This is a genomic window from Bradyrhizobium sp. USDA 4472, assembly GCF_054058595.1.
In genome coordinates, this window is the sequence record NZ_JBSSAM010000001.1 from 3,728,435 (window position 1) to 3,744,521 (window position 16,087).

General features: G+C 64.6%; 22 protein-coding genes. 10 read left to right on the forward strand and 12 right to left on the reverse strand.

Features of this window, described 5'->3' with window-relative positions:
- Positions 1-8 precede the first annotated feature (8 nt).
- Positions 9-851 (reverse strand): prolipoprotein diacylglyceryl transferase, encoded by an 843-nt coding sequence (gene lgt, locus ACVWZ4_RS17245; protein WP_456699619.1) that lies wholly within the window; start codon positions 849-851, stop codon positions 9-11.
- A gap of 8 nt (positions 852-859) precedes the next feature.
- Positions 860-1,597, reverse strand: coding sequence for a dienelactone hydrolase family protein (locus ACVWZ4_RS17250; protein WP_456699618.1), 738 nt, complete (start codon positions 1,595-1,597; stop codon positions 860-862).
- A 195-nt stretch (positions 1,598-1,792) separates the two neighbouring features.
- On the opposite strand from ACVWZ4_RS17250, the gene ACVWZ4_RS17255 reads away from it, so the two are divergent.
- The 4 genes from ACVWZ4_RS17255 (at position 1,793) to ychF (ending at position 4,814) form a co-directional block, all read left to right on the forward strand.
- Entirely contained in the window at positions 1,793-2,053 is a 261-nt protein-coding gene (locus tag ACVWZ4_RS17255) for an accessory factor UbiK family protein (RefSeq protein WP_456699617.1), read from the forward strand.
- A 265-nt stretch (positions 2,054-2,318) separates the two neighbouring features.
- Positions 2,319-3,044, forward strand: a complete 726-nt coding sequence (locus ACVWZ4_RS17260; protein ID WP_456699616.1) for a 50S ribosomal protein L25/general stress protein Ctc — start codon at positions 2,319-2,321, stop codon at positions 3,042-3,044.
- Between the two features lie 61 nt (positions 3,045-3,105).
- Positions 3,106-3,711, forward strand: a complete 606-nt coding sequence (gene pth, locus ACVWZ4_RS17265; RefSeq protein WP_456699615.1) for an aminoacyl-tRNA hydrolase — start codon at positions 3,106-3,108, stop codon at positions 3,709-3,711.
- A 5-nt stretch (positions 3,712-3,716) separates the two neighbouring features.
- A complete protein-coding gene (ychF, locus tag ACVWZ4_RS17270) occupies positions 3,717-4,814 on the forward strand; it encodes a redox-regulated ATPase YchF (protein WP_456699614.1) in 1,098 nt (365 codons plus the stop codon).
- A gap of 18 nt (positions 4,815-4,832) precedes the next feature.
- Here ychF and ACVWZ4_RS17275 read toward each other — a convergent pair whose 3' ends face one another.
- The gene (locus ACVWZ4_RS17275) at positions 4,833-5,129 is read right to left on the reverse strand and encodes a DUF4282 domain-containing protein (RefSeq protein ID WP_456699613.1); all 297 of its coding nucleotides are present in this window, start codon (positions 5,127-5,129) and stop codon (positions 4,833-4,835) included.
- Between the two features lie 160 nt (positions 5,130-5,289).
- Between ACVWZ4_RS17275 and ACVWZ4_RS17280 the strand changes: the two genes are divergently transcribed.
- The 3 genes from ACVWZ4_RS17280 to ACVWZ4_RS17290 all read left to right on the forward strand — a co-directional run bounded on the left by ACVWZ4_RS17280 (position 5,290) and on the right by ACVWZ4_RS17290 (position 6,568).
- Positions 5,290-5,742 carry a MaoC family dehydratase gene (locus ACVWZ4_RS17280; protein ID WP_456699612.1) on the forward strand — a complete coding sequence of 151 codons (453 nt, stop codon included), beginning with the start codon at positions 5,290-5,292 and terminating at the stop codon, positions 5,740-5,742.
- Positions 5,742-6,221, forward strand: coding sequence for a MaoC family dehydratase (locus ACVWZ4_RS17285; RefSeq protein WP_456699611.1), 480 nt, complete (start codon positions 5,742-5,744; stop codon positions 6,219-6,221). Before ACVWZ4_RS17280 ends, ACVWZ4_RS17285 begins: the two co-directional genes overlap by 1 nt.
- Positions 6,222-6,421: 200 nt before the next feature.
- Positions 6,422-6,568: a hypothetical protein gene (locus ACVWZ4_RS17290; RefSeq protein WP_456699610.1), complete on the forward strand. Its 147-nt coding sequence runs from the start codon at positions 6,422-6,424 to the stop codon at positions 6,566-6,568.
- A 41-nt stretch (positions 6,569-6,609) separates the two neighbouring features.
- On the opposite strand, the gene ACVWZ4_RS17295 is transcribed toward ACVWZ4_RS17290, so the two are convergent.
- The 5 genes from ACVWZ4_RS17295 to ACVWZ4_RS17315 all read right to left on the reverse strand — a co-directional run bounded on the left by ACVWZ4_RS17295 (position 6,610) and on the right by ACVWZ4_RS17315 (position 9,544).
- Positions 6,610-6,747: a hypothetical protein gene (locus tag ACVWZ4_RS17295; protein WP_456699609.1), complete on the reverse strand. Its 138-nt coding sequence runs from the start codon at positions 6,745-6,747 to the stop codon at positions 6,610-6,612.
- A 161-nt stretch (positions 6,748-6,908) separates the two neighbouring features.
- Positions 6,909-7,337, reverse strand: a complete 429-nt coding sequence (locus tag ACVWZ4_RS17300) for a hypothetical protein (protein ID WP_092230134.1) — start codon at positions 7,335-7,337, stop codon at positions 6,909-6,911.
- A 172-nt stretch (positions 7,338-7,509) separates the two neighbouring features.
- Positions 7,510-8,427 (reverse strand): hypothetical protein, encoded by a 918-nt coding sequence (locus ACVWZ4_RS17305; protein WP_456740810.1) that lies wholly within the window; start codon positions 8,425-8,427, stop codon positions 7,510-7,512.
- A gap of 212 nt (positions 8,428-8,639) precedes the next feature.
- Positions 8,640-9,080 carry a nuclear transport factor 2 family protein gene (locus tag ACVWZ4_RS17310; protein WP_456737293.1) on the reverse strand — a complete coding sequence of 147 codons (441 nt, stop codon included), beginning with the start codon at positions 9,078-9,080 and terminating at the stop codon, positions 8,640-8,642.
- 185 nt (positions 9,081-9,265) lie between these two features.
- Entirely contained in the window at positions 9,266-9,544 is a 279-nt protein-coding gene (locus ACVWZ4_RS17315; RefSeq protein ID WP_456740812.1) for a hypothetical protein, read from the reverse strand.
- A gap of 227 nt (positions 9,545-9,771) precedes the next feature.
- On the opposite strand from ACVWZ4_RS17315, the gene ACVWZ4_RS17320 reads away from it, so the two are divergent.
- Positions 9,772-10,005 carry a hypothetical protein gene (locus ACVWZ4_RS17320; protein ID WP_456740813.1) on the forward strand — a complete coding sequence of 78 codons (234 nt, stop codon included), beginning with the start codon at positions 9,772-9,774 and terminating at the stop codon, positions 10,003-10,005.
- Between the two features lie 143 nt (positions 10,006-10,148).
- Here ACVWZ4_RS17320 and uvrB read toward each other — a convergent pair whose 3' ends face one another.
- The 4 genes from uvrB to ACVWZ4_RS17340 form a co-directional block, all read right to left on the reverse strand.
- On the reverse strand, positions 10,149-13,106 hold the full coding sequence (gene uvrB / locus ACVWZ4_RS17325) for an excinuclease ABC subunit UvrB (protein ID WP_456738823.1): 2,958 nt from the start codon (positions 13,104-13,106) through the stop codon (positions 10,149-10,151).
- Positions 13,107-13,229: 123 nt separating this feature from the next.
- The gene (locus ACVWZ4_RS17330; protein ID WP_456699603.1) at positions 13,230-13,460 is read right to left on the reverse strand and encodes a hypothetical protein; all 231 of its coding nucleotides are present in this window, start codon (positions 13,458-13,460) and stop codon (positions 13,230-13,232) included.
- Positions 13,461-13,502: 42 nt separating this feature from the next.
- A complete protein-coding gene (locus ACVWZ4_RS17335) occupies positions 13,503-13,742 on the reverse strand; it encodes a hypothetical protein (protein WP_456740814.1) in 240 nt (79 codons plus the stop codon).
- Positions 13,743-13,841: 99 nt separating this feature from the next.
- Positions 13,842-14,759, reverse strand: coding sequence for a LysR substrate-binding domain-containing protein (locus ACVWZ4_RS17340; RefSeq protein WP_456740815.1), 918 nt, complete (start codon positions 14,757-14,759; stop codon positions 13,842-13,844).
- A 192-nt stretch (positions 14,760-14,951) separates the two neighbouring features.
- Between ACVWZ4_RS17340 and ACVWZ4_RS17345 the strand changes: the two genes are divergently transcribed.
- Positions 14,952-15,731 carry a TSUP family transporter gene (locus ACVWZ4_RS17345; protein ID WP_456699600.1) on the forward strand — a complete coding sequence of 260 codons (780 nt, stop codon included), beginning with the start codon at positions 14,952-14,954 and terminating at the stop codon, positions 15,729-15,731.
- Complete coding sequence (locus tag ACVWZ4_RS17350; protein WP_456699599.1) at positions 15,728-15,958, forward strand: hypothetical protein; 231 nt, start codon at positions 15,728-15,730, stop codon at positions 15,956-15,958. Before ACVWZ4_RS17345 ends, ACVWZ4_RS17350 begins: the two co-directional genes overlap by 4 nt.
- Positions 15,959-16,087: the final 129 nt, after the last annotated feature.

Below are 16,087 nucleotides of genomic sequence, written 5' to 3' on the forward strand. Positions count from 1 at the left end.
GAAATGAATTAACGAACGGCTTCGGTGGCCCTCGGCGCGCCGCGCCTGAGAGCCAATACAATAAGTATGCTGCCGACAATAAGCATCGGGATCGACAACAGCATACCCATGGTTAATCCGCCCCAGAGATAACCGAGCTGAACGTCGGGCTCGCGGAAATGCTCGCCGATGATCCGCGCCAGGCCATAGACCAGGATGAAGGCACCGAGGATCATGCCGGGACGCTTCAAGGCCCCCCTTCGGATCATCACCGCGAGCACGACGAACAGCAGGACGCCCTCCATTCCCGCTTCGTAAAGCTGGCTCGGATGGCGCGGCACATCACCGCCGGTCGGAAAGACCATGGCCCAGGGCAGACTCGGGTCGGCTGCGCGGCCCCACAGCTCCCCGTTGATGAAGTTGGTCAGTCGCACCAGGAAAATTCCGATCGGCGCAACGCCGCAGGTGATGTCGCCGAGCGACAGGATCGAGATGCCATTCTTCCGGGCGAACCATATCACCGCCACGACGCAGCCGAGAAAGCCGCCGTGGAACGACATGCCGCCTTCCCACAATTTGAAGATGGCCGCCGGATGCTCGGTGAAGAACGGCAGATTGTAGAACAGCACGTAACCGGTGCGGCCGCCGAGAATGATGCCGAGCGTCACCCACAGGATGAAATCGTCGATCTGCGTCAGGCTGATCGGCGATGCGCCGGCCCATAGCCTGTCCTTCTTGATCAGTGAACGTGCATACAGCCAGCCGAACGTGATCCCGCAGATATAGCCGAGCGCGTACCAGCGGATCGCGAACGGCCCGATCGCGACCGCGATCGGGTTGAAGGACGGGAAGTCGATGAGCAGAGGGGGCATCGCGCCTGCTATTGCTGGACGAGATTGCGGCGATAGAGCGCCAGCAGCCGCTCCCAATGCCGCTCGGCGGCGTCGCGGTCGTAGACCGGGCGCTTGGGGAAGGCGAAGCCGTGATGCGTGCCGGGATAGACCTCGACCTCGGCTTTCGCGCCGCTCATGCCCTGCTTGACCTTCTCGATAATCTCCGGCGGCGCGTAGATATCGGTCTCGGCGCAGGCGAAATACAGCTCAGCCTTGGTCTTGCTGGCCGCGAGATGCGGGCTGTCATCCTGGTCGGTCGCGAGCTGCACACCGTAGATCGAGGCGGCGGCCTTGACGCTTTCAGGGAAGTGCGTGGCGGTGTTGATGGCGTAGCGTCCGCTCATGCAGTAACCGACGGTGCCGACAATTTTGCTGTTCGCAGCCGTCTGACCCTCGGCATAGGTGAGCAGCGCGCGCGTGTCGTCCATGATCATGGGAATGGTCAGTGAGCCCATCAGCGCGAACATGCGCTTGCGCTCCGGCGCGTCCGGGTCGGCCGGCAGCGCGCCGAGCTCCATCACGCCGGAGCGGTAATAGAGGTTCGGCAGCATCACGTAATAGCCGGAGGTCGCGAGCCGGCGGGCCATGTCGCGCAGCTCTTCGCGGATCGCCGGCGCGTCCATATAGAACAGGATCACCGGGAACGGTCCGCCGCGTTCGGGATGGACGATGAAGGTCGCGGTGTGGCCGTCCCTGGTGGGGATTGCGATCTGCTGCTCGATCATGTCTTGCGTTCCGCGTTGTGATTCCCGTTATGCCGGGACGTTGAATACGATTGCAAGGAAACCGGGGCATGACAAGGATACCGCGGCGCGGCCCTTGAACCTGTCACCGCGGATTGCCATTGTCTTTCCACGTGTTCGCGCAAAGTTTATCGGGGCCGCCACCAGATCGATAAGCGACCGATACAGGAGACCGACATGACCCAGACCACCAACCGGTTTTTCGACGAGATCGGCCGCATGATGAACGATGCCGCCGGTGCGGCTCAGGGCGTCAAGCGCGAGTTCGACACTGTCATGCGCAACCAGGCTGAAAAATTCCTGCGCGACATGGACCTGGTCAAGCGCGAGGAGTTCGAGGCGGTCAAGGACATGGCCCGCCTGGCGCGCGAGGAGAACGAGACCCTGAAGGCACGCATCGCGGCGCTGGAGGCCAAGCTCGGCGGGGCCACCGGCTGAGGTCGTCATGCCCGGGCTTGTCCCGGGCATCCACGTCTATCCTCCCACCTCGCAACTCCTGGATGGCCGGGCCAAGCCCGGCCATGACAGTGTTCCGGGCCAGACCGGCCCCCGCAAAAAATCCCCGCATTTCCTTGTCATTTCCGCATCTTCCGGGTAAAAGCCCGCCACGTTCACGGCCCCCGCACCCCTGGAGGCTTGCTGTGGACCATGCCATGGGCCGCGCTGCGGCCCATTAACTTTTGCAAAAACAAGGACTTAGACTATGGCGACGACCGTCAAGGAATTGAAGGCGACCGCACGTCCGAAGAGCGGCAAGGGGGCCGCCCGGGCTGAGCGTCGCGCCGGCAGAGTGCCCGGAGTGATCTATGGTAACAACCAGCCCCCCGTCACGATCTCGATCGAAGATCGCGAACTGCGCCAGCGCATTCTGGCCGGCCGGTTCCTGACCACGCTGGTCGACATCGACCTCGAGGGCAAGAAGCATCGCGTGATTCCGCGCGACTACCACCTCGATCCGGTCAGGGACTTCCCGATCCATGTCGACTTCATGCGGCTCGGCGAAGGCGCTACCATTCGCATCAGCGTTCCCTTGCATGTCGTGAAGGCGGAAGGTTCGCCCGGCGTGAAGCGCGGCGGCACCGTCAACATCGTTGCCCACGCGATCGAGCTCGAATGCGGCGTCGAGAGCATCCCGCAGTACATCGAGGCCGACGTCGGCTCGCTCGAAATCGGTCACTCGCTGCATCTGTCTGACATCAAGCTGCCGGCTGGCGTGAAGGCGCTGACCCGCGAGGACGCGACCCTGGTCACCATCGTGCCGCCGTCCGGCTACGCCGAAGAGCAGAAGGCCGCTGCTGCGGCTGCTGCCGGTGGCGCGGCTCCCGGCGCGGCGGCTGCTCCGGCAGCTGGCGCTGCGGCTCCGGCTGCGGGGGCTGCTGCGCCCGCGGCTGCTGCCAAGGCTCCCGCCGGCGGCGACAAGAAGAAGTAATCTCTCAAAAGAGCCGGCGCGTGATCTCCGATCGCGCTCCGGCTGAGGGGCGCGCCGCGTCATGCGACTCTTTGTTGGGCTCGGCAATCCCGGCGCGAAATACGCACGTAACCGGCACAATATCGGCTTCATGGCCGTCGACGAGATTGCGCGGCGTCATGGTTTCGCACCATGGCGCCGTCGCTTTCAGGGTGAGACTTCGGAAGGCACGCTCGGCACTGAGCGCGTGATCCTGCTCAAGCCCACGACCTACATGAACGAGTCCGGCCGCAGCGTTCAGGAAGCGGCGAGCTTCTTCAAGATCGCGCCCGGCGACACCACGGTGTTTCACGACGAGCTCGAGCTGCCGCCGGGCAAGGTGCGGGTGAAGATCGGCGGCGGCATCGCCGGCCACAATGGCCTGCGCTCGATCTCGGCGCATATCGGCAACGAGTATCGCCGTGTCAGGCTCGGCATCGGTCATCCCGGCGTCAAGGAGATGGTGCACGGCCATGTCCTGTCGGACTTCGCCAAGGCCGACAACGACTGGGTGACGACGCTCTGCGACGCGGTGGCCGAGCACGCCGCACTGATCGCCAAGGGCACGGACGCGACCTTCGCCAACAGGGTGCATCTGGCGATGCAGGCGAAGGGATTTTTGACCAAGGACGAAAACGGCAAGGAATAACGCTCGTGGGATTCAAATGCGGAATCGTCGGATTGCCCAATGTCGGCAAGTCGACCTTGTTCAATGCGTTGACCGAGACGGCTGCGGCGCAGGCCGCGAACTATCCGTTCTGCACCATCGAGCCCAACGTCGGCGAGGTCGCCGTGCCCGATCCGCGGCTCGACAAGCTGTCGGCGATCGCCAAATCGGCGCAGATCATTCCGACCCGCCTGACCTTCGTCGACATCGCCGGCCTCGTGCGCGGCGCTTCGAAGGGTGAGGGTCTCGGCAACCAGTTCCTGGCCAACATCCGCGAGGTCGACGCCATCGCGCATGTGGTGCGTTGCTTTGAGGATTCCGACATCACACATGTCGAGGGCAAGATCGCCCCGCTCGCCGACATCGAGACCATCGAGACCGAGTTGATGCTCGCCGACCTCGACAGCCTCGAGAAGCGCGTCGACAACCTGACCAAAAAGGCCAAGGGCAACGACAAGGACGCCAAGGAGCAGCTCGACCTCGTCAACCGCACGCTGGTGCTGCTGCGCGACGGCAAGCCCGCGCGGCTCGTGGAGCGCAAGGCGGAGGAGGAGCGTGCTTTCGGCATGCTCGGCTTGCTGTCGTCCAAGCCCGTGCTCTATGTCTGCAACGTGGAGGAAGGCTCGGCTGCGACCGGCAATTCGTTCTCCAAGGCTGTGCAGGAGCAGGCGGCGAAGGAAGGCGCCGTGGCCGTCGTGATCTCCGCCAAGATCGAATCCGAAATCGCGACCATCTCGCGCGACGAGCGCACCGACTTCCTGGAGACGCTGGGTCTGGAAGAAGCCGGCCTCGATCGCCTGATCCGCGCCGGCTACACGCTGCTCGATCTCATCACCTATTTCACTGTCGGCCCTAAGGAAGCGCGGGCCTGGACCATCTATCGTGGCACCAAGGCGCCGGGCGCCGCCGGTGTCATCCACACCGATTTCGAGAAGGGCTTCATTCGCGCCGAGACCATTGCCTATTCGGACTATATCGCCTTCAACGGTGAAGCTGGCGCCCGCGATGCCGGCAAGCTCCGCCTGGAAGGCAAGGAATACGTCGTCGCCGACGGCGACGTGATGCACTTCCGGTTCAATACGTAAGGCGCGAAGCGGGGTGCCTCACCGCATCCCGCCGCCCTGATCCCTGATCGCGCCGAGATGCTCGTTGATGCGAAACACGATCAGGATCAATTCCGCGGCGATGCGCGAGAACACGATGCCGACGACGACGCCCGCGATCGATTCCAGCACGACGAGGAACCCGGCAAACGGGCTGATTGCCATCGCGGTGAGGCCGGCAAAGATTCCGGAGAGCCCGAACAGGCAGATCACGCCGATCACCAGCCAGTAGAAGGTCTTGATGATCGTCGGCGTGATGAAGCGGTCCCATTGAAACAGGTCGCTGAATGAAAACATCTCTCTCCCCCGTGCCAGATCGCGCCCCCCGGCCGCGCCAACAGACGATGAGACAGGTCTGACCCTATTCGCTGAATGTAGCACGAGCCATGCGGACCGGCCGGTTGAGATTGCCGCAAAGTGCGGCCACAATCTGTCCTTCCCGCAAAGCTTTTCCGAGATGACCCTGACATTCGAAGATTTCCCGCCCGGCCGCTATGGAACGTTCGGCCCGCGCCACGTCAGCCGCGACGAGATTTTGGCGTTTGCCGCCGAGTTCGATCCGCAGCCGATGCACCTCGATGACGAGGCTGCCGGCAAAAGCATGCTGCGCGGCCTCTCCGGCTCCGGCTGGCACCTCTGCTCGCTGATGATGCGGATGATGGCCGACGGGTTCATTACCCGTGCCGCGTCGCTCGGATCTCCCGGGGTCGATGAAGTGCGTTGGCTGTCGCCACTCAGACCGGGCGACGACCTGACACTGGATGTTGACGTGCTCGAGGCGCGTACCTCGAAGAGCCGTCCGAATCTCGGCATCGTCAAGTTCAAATGCACGGTGCGCAACGGCAGGGGCGAAGCGCTCGGCGAGATGGTCTCGCCGATCCTGATCGAACGGCGCGCGGGAGCGGTCTGATGCGGTTCTTCGAAGAGATCGAGATCGGGCAGCGTCGCGACATCGGCAGCTATAAATTCACTGCGGAATCCATCAAGGCCTTCGCCGCCAAGTTCGATCCGCAGCGCTTCCATCTCGACGAGGAGGAGGGCAAGAATTCGCTATTTGGTGGGCTCGCGGCGTCCGGCTGGCATGTCGGCTCGGCCTGCATGAGCCTGCTTGTCGCCGACGGCCAGCGTCAGGCGCGGGAAGCCGCAGCACGCGGCGAGGAGGTCGCAGTGTGGGGCCCGTCACCGGGCTTTCGCGATCTGCGCTGGATCAGGCCGGTGCTGTCAGGCGATACCGTGAGTTACGCAAATGTCGTCATCGACAAGCGCAGCTCCGCCTCGCGCCCTGGGTGGGGCATTCTGACTGCCCGCACCACCGGCACCAACCAGCGCGGCGAGGAGGTGTATTCCATCACCGCCAGCGCGTTCGTGCCGATGCGGAAGGGCGGTTAGACCAGTTCCAGAATGAACGACAAAAACAGCGCGCGAGTGTTGCCCGCGCGCTATGGACGCGATTCCGGGTGGCTGCCATAAGCCTCCCCAAGATGGCTGGCGCTCGCAAAGCGGCTGCCGGAACCATCGAGTTGCTAACCAATTATGAACCTGTCGCTGTCTATTTGAACGAACTGGGCAGAGTACAGGGGACGAGAACAATGGCAGACCGCGGCGCACTCAAGCTGGTCGGATTCATCTTCGCTACCACGACCCTGGCCGTGATGCTGGTGGCCGGGATGGTGGTGAAGGGTTACGCCGACGGCGCCTACACCCTGGAAGCCTCGACGGTCGAAGCGAGCCGTTAAGGCCTCGTTAACTTCTGGGAGCCGCGACGCGGCCTTCGCCTTCAGCGGCTGTAGACGAGCGCCAAGATCCCGATTGCAACAGCCAGCAGCCCGACAAAGCGCAGCATGATGGTCCCGAACTGGTTCGGCGCGGGCCGCAACGGTATCGGGTCCGTGTTATCGGGCCGAATGCTTTCCATCTGAGATGTCCCCGAGGCCCGGCCGTCGGCGGCACGGGCACCAAGGCATTGGTCGCCGGAGCGGGGCGGACGGTTCACGGTTGAGCACGAACTCTATCCGGAATCAAAACCGCCGCGTCCCTTCCGGAACGCGGCGGCTGGTGATGCCGGGGTCGGCGCGATCAGCTGTTGCGCAGGCCGTCGGCGGCGCGCTTCCACTGAGCGACGTTGTCGGCGATCATGCGGGTCGACTTCATCGCGGCTTGGCTCAGCTGGGCGTAGCCGGAGATCTCGCGCTGGACGCGCTGGCCTTCGGCGTGGAGCAGGTCGCGCAGGCTTTCGAGCTCGGAGATCAGATTCTCGATCTCGGCAAGCGAGGTGCCGGCGACGCGCTGGATCAGCGAGTTGACGTTGGTGACGGTTGCTTCCGCGCTGGGATCGAGCGGCGGCGAATCCGTGGCCGTGGTGGTCGCGGCGGGCCGGCGCAGATAGGCGATATCGTTGCGGACGAAATCGCGGATGCCGGCTTCGACTTCCGTCACGGCGGCGAGGTTGCTGTCGACCGTCTCGGTCTCGGTGGTCTCGGTCTTTTCCGGACGCATGGCGTTCATCGTTATTCCCCTGTTCGCGTTGAGCGCAGCGCGAGTGTCCCCCGCACGACGATGTGTGTCAGGCCGGCGCATCTGGGCGTCGGATTTTGACCGCAACGGGGCCGAGATGCGGCAAGGCCGGACCATTCGGGGGCTTTGCCGTGGCGCATGGTTACGAGAGTCTAAAGAAGGCTCACCAGCTCTTCTTGAATCCGGCCGTCACGCTCTTGCTGATCGCGCCTTGCGAGGTCTCGCCGACCGAGCCGGAGACGGTGACGTTGTCGAACAGCTTCTGCTCGGCGCCGACCTTGCGCAGCCATTTGTCGTCGTTGGTCGACATGGTCTGGCCGGCAGTGATGCTGGTGCCGGTGTCGGTGAGGGTCACCTTGGCAGACTGGTCGGTCTCGTAATTGATGTGCCCGCCGACGCCGGGCAGCGCCGCGGTGCCCTGCTGGTTGACGCTGTAGCCGTTCTGCAGCGTCAGCGACGTATCGCCCGACAGCGGCAGCGATTTGGTCAGCGACGCCGCGAGCTTGCTCTGCTCGGTGCCGGGATCGACGCGCGCTTCCACCGCGGTCTTGTCCCAGACGACGCCGGCGCCCGGCGCGGTGGCGGCGGCCCAGGCGCTGCCGGAGGATTGCGGCAGGTTGCCGCCATTGGCGGCCTTCTCCGCCAGCAGCTCCGACATCGTGGTCGGCTCTTTCGTCACGGTCATGTCGGCGCCGATGCGGGTGTCCCAGAACGGCGACACCGACTGCTTCACCGTGACGGCCGAGGAGCCGTTGGCATTGACGTTGGTCGACCAATTCATGCCGCTGGCGGCGGCGGCCTTCGCGCGCTTCTTGGCGGCAATGATGTCGTTGAGCGTGCCGGCGTCGATGGCGAGCTGGCTCCAGTCGAGCTTGTCGACGTCGATCCCCTTGAGCACGTCGGCGTCGTTGACGTCAGGGGCCGTCTCGGCGAGCTCGGCCTCCTCGTCATCAGGCGTGACCGCACCGGGGGCGGGGGAGAAGGGCGGAATGATCTGCGCCTGGGCCGTCAGCATCGAGCCAAAAATGAACGCGGCCGCCAGCGGCAGCCTGATCCGGCCTAAACCTGTCGAGAATTCCATTGCCTTGCCCGCGAGCCCAGTTCGCGCGGAAGATGCGGAACTATCGTTGCGAAATTGTGGCGTTCAGAATAGCGAACCAACGGGCCGCGCGAAAGGCGCGCGCCCGACGACGAGCTTGTCCACGACGCCGTCCGGCGGGGCTGGAGGCCATGACGAAGTCGCGGTAGCATCAATCGACCGGTCCCGCATTGCGGAGCCCGTTGGTGTCCCGCTCAGCCGACGCCGGTCATCCTTGGCAGATGAATGGCGCGGCCGAGTGCCTGCTCGACCAGATCGAACGTATCGACCAGCACCCGCATGCTGACGAGCCTGTCAGCCCTGAACTGGGCGAACTGCGCCACGCGCAAGCTGATCGGCTTGTCGGAATCGAGGGCCGTCAGCGAATAGCGCAGCATCGAGGAGGCGGAATCGATGCCCAGCATAATGCTCTCGCGGTCGAAGCGGCGGACGCGGAAATTGTCGGCGAGCTGGCGGATGACCTGGAGCACGGCCGCCTTGCCCTGGCGCGCGCCCAGGAACGGAAACATGTCGATCGGACCGTAGATCGCCCACTCGACGTCCTCGTCGATCAGGGTCTCGATATCCTCGAAATGCCGGTCGTTGATCGCGCGGTGCAACGCACGCGAGAAACGCCAGAGACTGTGCTCCGTCATTTTGGGGCGTCCTGAAACTGGCTTGCAGAAAAACGGAAAACAACCCCGTGCACAGCAAGGTGCCGAAGGGCCGGTCAATTCATTCGTATACGAACAAATACGGGATTTCTGGAAAAACTCAAATCACGTTTTTGCAATGCGCAAGTGAGCGCGAAATGTGAGATTTACAATAGAACCCCGCAATTTTACCGGTCCCGGCCACGGGCCGGCTCGGTCGCGGACCCCGGCTCAACCGCGATGACGTCGTCGCGCATGGCCAGCAGGGCGAACAGCACCCCGCCGCCGATCCCGCCGATGGCGGCCCCCACCGGCATGAAGGTGAAAAACACCAGCATGCCGCTATAGCCTTCGAAACGCGTCGTATGCGCGATCTGGACCCAGGCGAGCCCGGCCCCGATGCCGAGCGCGGCTCCGCCCAATGCACCCAGGAACAGTCCCAACATTGCAAGCAACGCGACTTTCATCGGCACCGATCCCCAGCCGGCGTTCACAACGTCCCCTGATCAGTCGAAGGAGAGGCGAGGGAGGTTCAAGCCCGCGACAGTGCTCACTCCCCGTGCCGACCTGGCCTTCGCCGGGATGACGGCGGACATCTTGACGCCGTGCATGTGAGCGCGTCTCGCCACGCGGCGAGTGCGGGAACCCAGCGCGTTTGTGTTCGTTGAGACGCCGGACACCGCAGGAGATAATCATGAAATCCCCGCTCATCGCGATCACCGCCGCGCTCCTCATGCTGGGTGCGAGCTCCGCCGCCAATGCCAAGGGCTGCATCAAGGGCGCCATCGTCGGCGGCGTGGCCGGCCATTATGCCGGCCATCACGGCATGCTCGGCGCCGCCGCCGGCTGCCTCTACGGCCGTCACCACGCCAAGGAGCAGGAGAAGCAGCAGCAACAGAGCCAGATGAACGGGCAGGGCAAGCTGTAAGCGCCTCTTGCTCTCCGACAAATCACTGAATGATGCACCCAACCTGCTGCATCGCGTCGGCTCGCGATGACCGGGCTGATACTGTCCGTGATGGCGGTGAGTGCGCGGTGAGGACACCCACCACTCATCGACCAAACGAGCACCTACCTCTTCTTCCACCCACCCCGTCGCCCCGGCGCACCACCGGTCGACTTCGGTGCCGGCCCGAACTCCGGACCGGACTGCCTTGAGTCCGTCGGCTGGATGATGCGGCTCGTGCTGCCGAATGGTTTTGAGGGCAGCGACTGGTTTTCCCGATAGGGCAGCGATTCCGGGCCGTGCATCTCGTCGAGATGCGGCTTGTGCACTTTCGAGCCGCTGCCGCCGCCGCTGGCTTTCAGCGCGGAGCTCACGGTCTTTTTCTTCATGGCGCTGACCGGCAGGTTCGCGGCATCGCCATACTTCCTGGTGCCGGCATAGGCGCCGGCCTTGACCTGCACGGTGCGCTGCTTGGCGGTGGGGTCGTCGACGACGGCGAGCTCGGTGGCGCGCAGGCGCTTGACCTCGTCGCGGAGGCGGGCGGCTTCCTCGAAGTTCAGATCGGCGGCGGCCTCGCGCATGCGCGTCTCGAGATCGGCGAGCACGGCTTCGAAATTGTGGCCGATCGAGATGACGTCGTCGGTCATGTCGTGGCCGCCGATCTCGACCAGCACGTGGTCGCGCTCGTAGACCGAGTTGAGGATGTCGCCGATCTGCTTCTTCACGCTCTCCGGCGTGATGCCGTTGGCATTGTTGTACTCGACCTGCTTCTCGCGGCGACGGTTGGTCTCGGCGATGGCGCGCTCCATCGAGCCGGTCATCTGGTCGGCATAGAGGATCACCTTGCCGTCGACGTTGCGCGCGGCGCGGCCGATGGTCTGGATCAGCGAGGTCTCGCTGCGCAGGAAGCCTTCCTTGTCGGCGTCGAGAATCGCGACCAGCGCGCATTCGGGGATGTCGAGGCCTTCGCGCAACAGGTTGATGCCGACCAGCGCGTCGAACGCGCCCAAGCGAAGGTCGCGGATGATCTCGATGCGCTCGATCGTGTCGATATCGGAGTGCATGTAGCGGACACGTATGCCCTGCTCGTGCAGATATTCGGTGAGGTCCTCCGCCATGCGTTTTGTGAGAACCGTGATCAGCGAACGGTAGCCGGCCTGCGCGGTGGCGCGCACTTCGCCGACGAGATCGTCGACCTGGGTGCGGGCGGGGCGGATGTCGACGGGCGGGTCGATCAGCCCGGTCGGGCGGATGACCTGCTCGACGAACACGCCGCCGCTCTCGTTCAGTTCCCAGCTGCCCGGGGTCGCCGATACCGCGACCGTCTGCGGCCGCATCATGTCCCATTCCTCGAAGCGCAGCGGGCGGTTGTCCATGCATGACGGCAGGCGGAAACCGTATTCGGCCAGTGTCGCCTTGCGGCGGAAGTCGCCGCGGAACATGCCGCCGATCTGCGGCACGGTGACGTGGCTTTCGTCGGCGAACACCAGCGCGTTGTCGGGGACGTATTCGAACAGCGTCGGCGGCGGCTCGCCGGGCAGCCGCCCGGTGAGATAGCGCGAATAATTCTCGATGCCGGCGCAGCTTCCCGTCGCCTCCATCATCTCGAGATCGAAGGTGGTGCGCTGCTCCAGCCGCTGCGCCTCCAGCAGGCGTCCCTGGCTGTTGAGCTGGTCGAGCCGCTGCTTCAGTTCAGATTTGATCGACTTGATCGCCTGCACCAGCGTCGGGCGCGGCGTCACATAGTGCGAGTTGGCGTACATCTTGATGAATTCGAGCTCGTCCTGCTTGTGGCCGGTGAGCGGATCGAACTCCTCGATACTCTCGATGGTGTCGCCGAACAGGTTCACGCGCCAGGCGCGGTCTTCATAGTGCGCCGGGAAGATGTCGATGACGTCGCCGCGCACGCGAAACGTGCCGCGGGTAAAGTCGGCCTGCGTGCGCTTGTACTGCAGCGCGACGAGGTCGGCGATGAGCTGGCGCTGGTCGATGCGCTCGCCCTTCTTCAGCGCGAAGGTCATCGCGGTGTAGGTTTCGACCGAACCGATACCGTAGATGCAGGACACCGACGCGACGATGATGACGTCGTCGCGTTCGAGCAGCGCGCGCGTCGCCGAATGGCGCATGCGATCGATCTGCTCGTTGATCGAGGAGTCCTTCTCTATGTAGGTGTCCGTGCGCGGCACATACGCTTCCGGCTGGTAGTAGTCGTAATAGCTGACGAAGTACTCGACCGCGTTGTCGGGGAAGAAACTCTTGAACTCGCCGTAGAGCTGGGCGGCGAGCGTCTTGTTCGGCGCGAGGATGATCGCGGGCCGTTGCGTCGCCTCGATCACCTTGGCCATGGTGTAGGTCTTGCCCGAGCCGGTGACGCCGAGCAGCACCTGCGAACGTTCGTTGCGCTGGATGCCCTCGACAAGCTCGGCGATCGCGGTCGGCTGGTCGCCGCGCGGCTCGTATGGAGATTTGATCTCGAAACGGACGCCGCCTTCCGACTTTTCCGGGCGCGGCGGCCGGTGCGGGGTCCACACTTTGGTGGAGCCGTCGTCCTTGCGGAACTCGGGCCGGCCCTCGCGGATCAGCGATTCCAGTGCGTCGGCCGTCGCCTTGACGCCGAGCGCCTCCATCTTGCTGCGTGGTGGACGCGCGAGTGCCTCGGCATCGTCCTCTTCGGTGGGCAGGCCGAGTTGACGCGCCAGTTCCGGATCGAGCGTTGGGATCGTGGCCGCGGTTCCGTAATTGGCCTGCGGCGCCTCGCCTAGACCTTCGGTCGAGGCGCGGGCGCCTGCCGGCTGCGGATTGGGCCGCAGCGGCATCGGCCGCGTCGAATCCTGCGGAAACTCCTTCGGCGTCGACGCGCGGGCCCGATGCGCCGCGGCCTCGCCCCCGGCGCGGCGATCGCGCGAATTATCCGGCGGCGGCTGCAGCCCGGTACCCGATCCCAGCCCGGCATCGCCGCGATTGATTGCGGGATTGAGCAATTCGGCCAGGGCCGGCCCGATCGGCTGCACATCGGGCCGATGTGCCTTCGAATTCGGTGCTTTGGCTTTCGGAGATTTCGGGGGAGCAGGTTTCTTCGCCATGCTCCGAATATGGGACGAGTCCGCCCCTCAGAAAAGAGCGAATGCCCGTTCCGTGCGCAGGCTGCTGACAGCAGGTTGGCAGCAGGCCTTGTTCAGTGATCCCTGTTACGTGACCGCTGGCGATTAAGCCACCGGCAGCGGCCCGTCGCCGTCGCCGACCGTCAGGCGCGGCTTGAGGATATCGAGATGGATCCCGCCGCAATCGATGCAGCGCATGGTCCAGTACTCGCATCCGGCGCGGCCGCCGATCACACGGAGCACCGTGAGATCGCCATCGCATTCCGGGCATATCGCCAGCACCTTGCGCGGATAGATCCTTGACCCTGGATCGTTGTCGTATTCGATGACCGACATGAACCGGTGTCCCCTGTTGCGCTTCAGTCCTGTTGCCGTCGACTATTCGTCGTCGCGGTCGTCGTCGCGGTCGTCGGCGCGGTGGCGGAAGCGGTCGATGTGATGCTTGGCGTCGGCGATCGCGGCGTCGGAATCGGGCCAGGCGAAGCCGACTTCCATGGTCGGAAACAGCACGCCATCGATGGCAACCGGGCTGAAATCGGCGCGCCGGATACGGGCGTGCCACAGCCCCTTGCCAGCTTCGAAGGATTCGATGTCAAAGCCGTCGTAAAGGGTCGTCATTGGTGGTCCCCAAAATGGTCTCGTGCCGGAGGGTTAGAGCACCACGTTTGCGGATTTGGAAATGTGAAGCGGTTCACAAGCGGCCGGCTTTTTTAGGCGTCAGCTCCGCGCCGCGACGCGTCCGGACCGCCGCGGCCTCGCCGCGGGTTCCGCTGCCGCCCGCATGATCCAGCGGCGGAACGCGGCGAAGTCGCGCTGTTCGGTCTGGAAACTGCGGTACAGCAGGTACCAGCGCATGCCCTTGGGCACGGAGAGCTCGAAGAACGGCGCCACCAGGCGTCCGGCGGCGAGATCGTCGTCGATATAGGGCCGGATGCCCATGGCGATGCCGAGCCCGTCGGCCGCGGCTTGCAACGCCTGGCCGTAGAACTGGAACTCGGGCCCGCGTGGATTGATGCGGGTGAGGTTCGCGGCCTTCAGCCAGAGCGGCCAATCCTCCGGCGAATGCTCGACGCGGATCAGGCTCGGGCCTTTGAGGTCGGCCGGCCGCTTCAGGCTGGCGGCGAGGCGGGGCACGCAGACCGGCGTCAGGTCGCCGGCGAACAAGGGCTCGGCGACGAGCCCCGGCCAGTCGCCGGTGCCGAGCTTGATGCCGCAGCTCCAGTCCTCGCCGAACGGCACCGACGCCCCGCCGGTGGTGAAGCGTACCTCGACGTCAGGCTCTTCGTTGCGGAACTCCGACAGCCGCGGAATCAGCCAGCGCATCGCAAACGTATGTCCGACGCCGATGGTGAGCACGCGCACGCTGGACGGCGCCGTCACCTGCGCGGTGAGGCTGGCGAGCGCATCAAAGATCGGCGTCAGCCCGCTCTGATAGGCGCGGCCTGCCTGCGTCAGCACCAGCCTGTTGGCCTTGCGCTCGAACAGCGCGACGCCGAGCCGTTCTTCCAGCAGATGGACCATGCGGCTGACGGCGGCCGCCGACACGCTCAGCTCGATGCCAGCCGCAGCAAAGCTGCCGGTCCGCGCCGCCGCCTCGAATGCCTTGATGCCGTTGAGAAAGAGCAGCCGTCGCAACCGAATCGACCCTCAGGAAAGCTGATGCCAGGCCAAGATAACTCAGTTTGCGAAGGCAGAGCAAGCGAGGCACAAACATCAGCGTAATTCATGCTGATTGTTGAGAGGCGCACGGCCTTTCGCCTCTCCCCGCAAGCGGGGCGAGGCGGAATGGGCAGCCTGCGTCCCGGGCCTGTCGAAAGGAGACCCCACGTGACGCCCATCATGATTGCTGCGCTTGGATTGCTGATGGTCGGCACCGCGTTCCTGTCGGGGCTATTCGGCATGGCGGGCGGGCTGATCCTGATCGGCGTGCTGCTTGCCCTGATGCCGCTGCCGACAGCGATGGTGCTGCATGCGATCACGCAGATGGCCTCGAACGGCTGGCGCGCTTTGCTGTGGCGCAAGCATATCCGCTGGCGGCCGGTCGCAAACTACATGGTCGGCGCTGCCATCGCGCTCGCGGCCTGGTCGCTCACGCGCTACGTGCCCGACAAGCCCATGGCGCTTTTGATGCTGGGTGCCACGCCGTTCATGGCGCGGCTGCTGCCGACCAATATCAAGCCCGACCCTGATCGCCTCTGGCAGGGCACCGTCTATGGCACGATCTGCATGGGCTTGATGCTGATGACCGGCGTCTCCGGCCCATTGCTTGACACCTTTTTCCTCGGCGGCAATTTCGGCCGGCGCGAGAAGGTGGCGACCAAATCGATGTGCCAGATCGTCAGTCATTTCACCAAGCTGATCTATTTCGGCGGTGTCATCGACCAGGCCGCCTCGCTCGATCCCGTGCTGGCCGGCCTTGCGATCGCGGCCTCGATGCTGGGCACCACGCTGGCGCGCCGCCTTCTCGAGGCCATGACCGACCAGCAATTCGTGGCCTGGTCGAACAAGCTGATCACGACCATCGGTTGCTACTACATCGCCTATGGCGGCTGGCTCCTGCTGCGCGTACCGGTGCTTGCCGCGTTGACCAAGGGAGGTTTGCAATGAGCGAGACGGCCGACCCGCTGGTGCTGGATTTCGTCGAATGGATCGCGCGCGAGCCACGCGCCTATGCCGAGGTGATCGCGACCTGGAAGACCTCCTGCCCGCGCCTCACCATCTGGGAGGACGCCGCCGATCGTGGCTTCGTCGCACGCGAAACGCTGCCCGGCCTCGGCCTGGTCATCGCCGTGACGGAAGACGGTGAGAGGCTGCTGCGAAACAACGGGCGGTAGCGTCTCGCCACATCGTCGTTGCGAGCGCAAGCGAAGCAATCCAGAATGCCTCCGCCGCGGTAGACTGACCGTAACATCAGGCGCGGGTCGGCCTTCGGCCGGTGCTAAGCTCGCAATGACGGAACCACA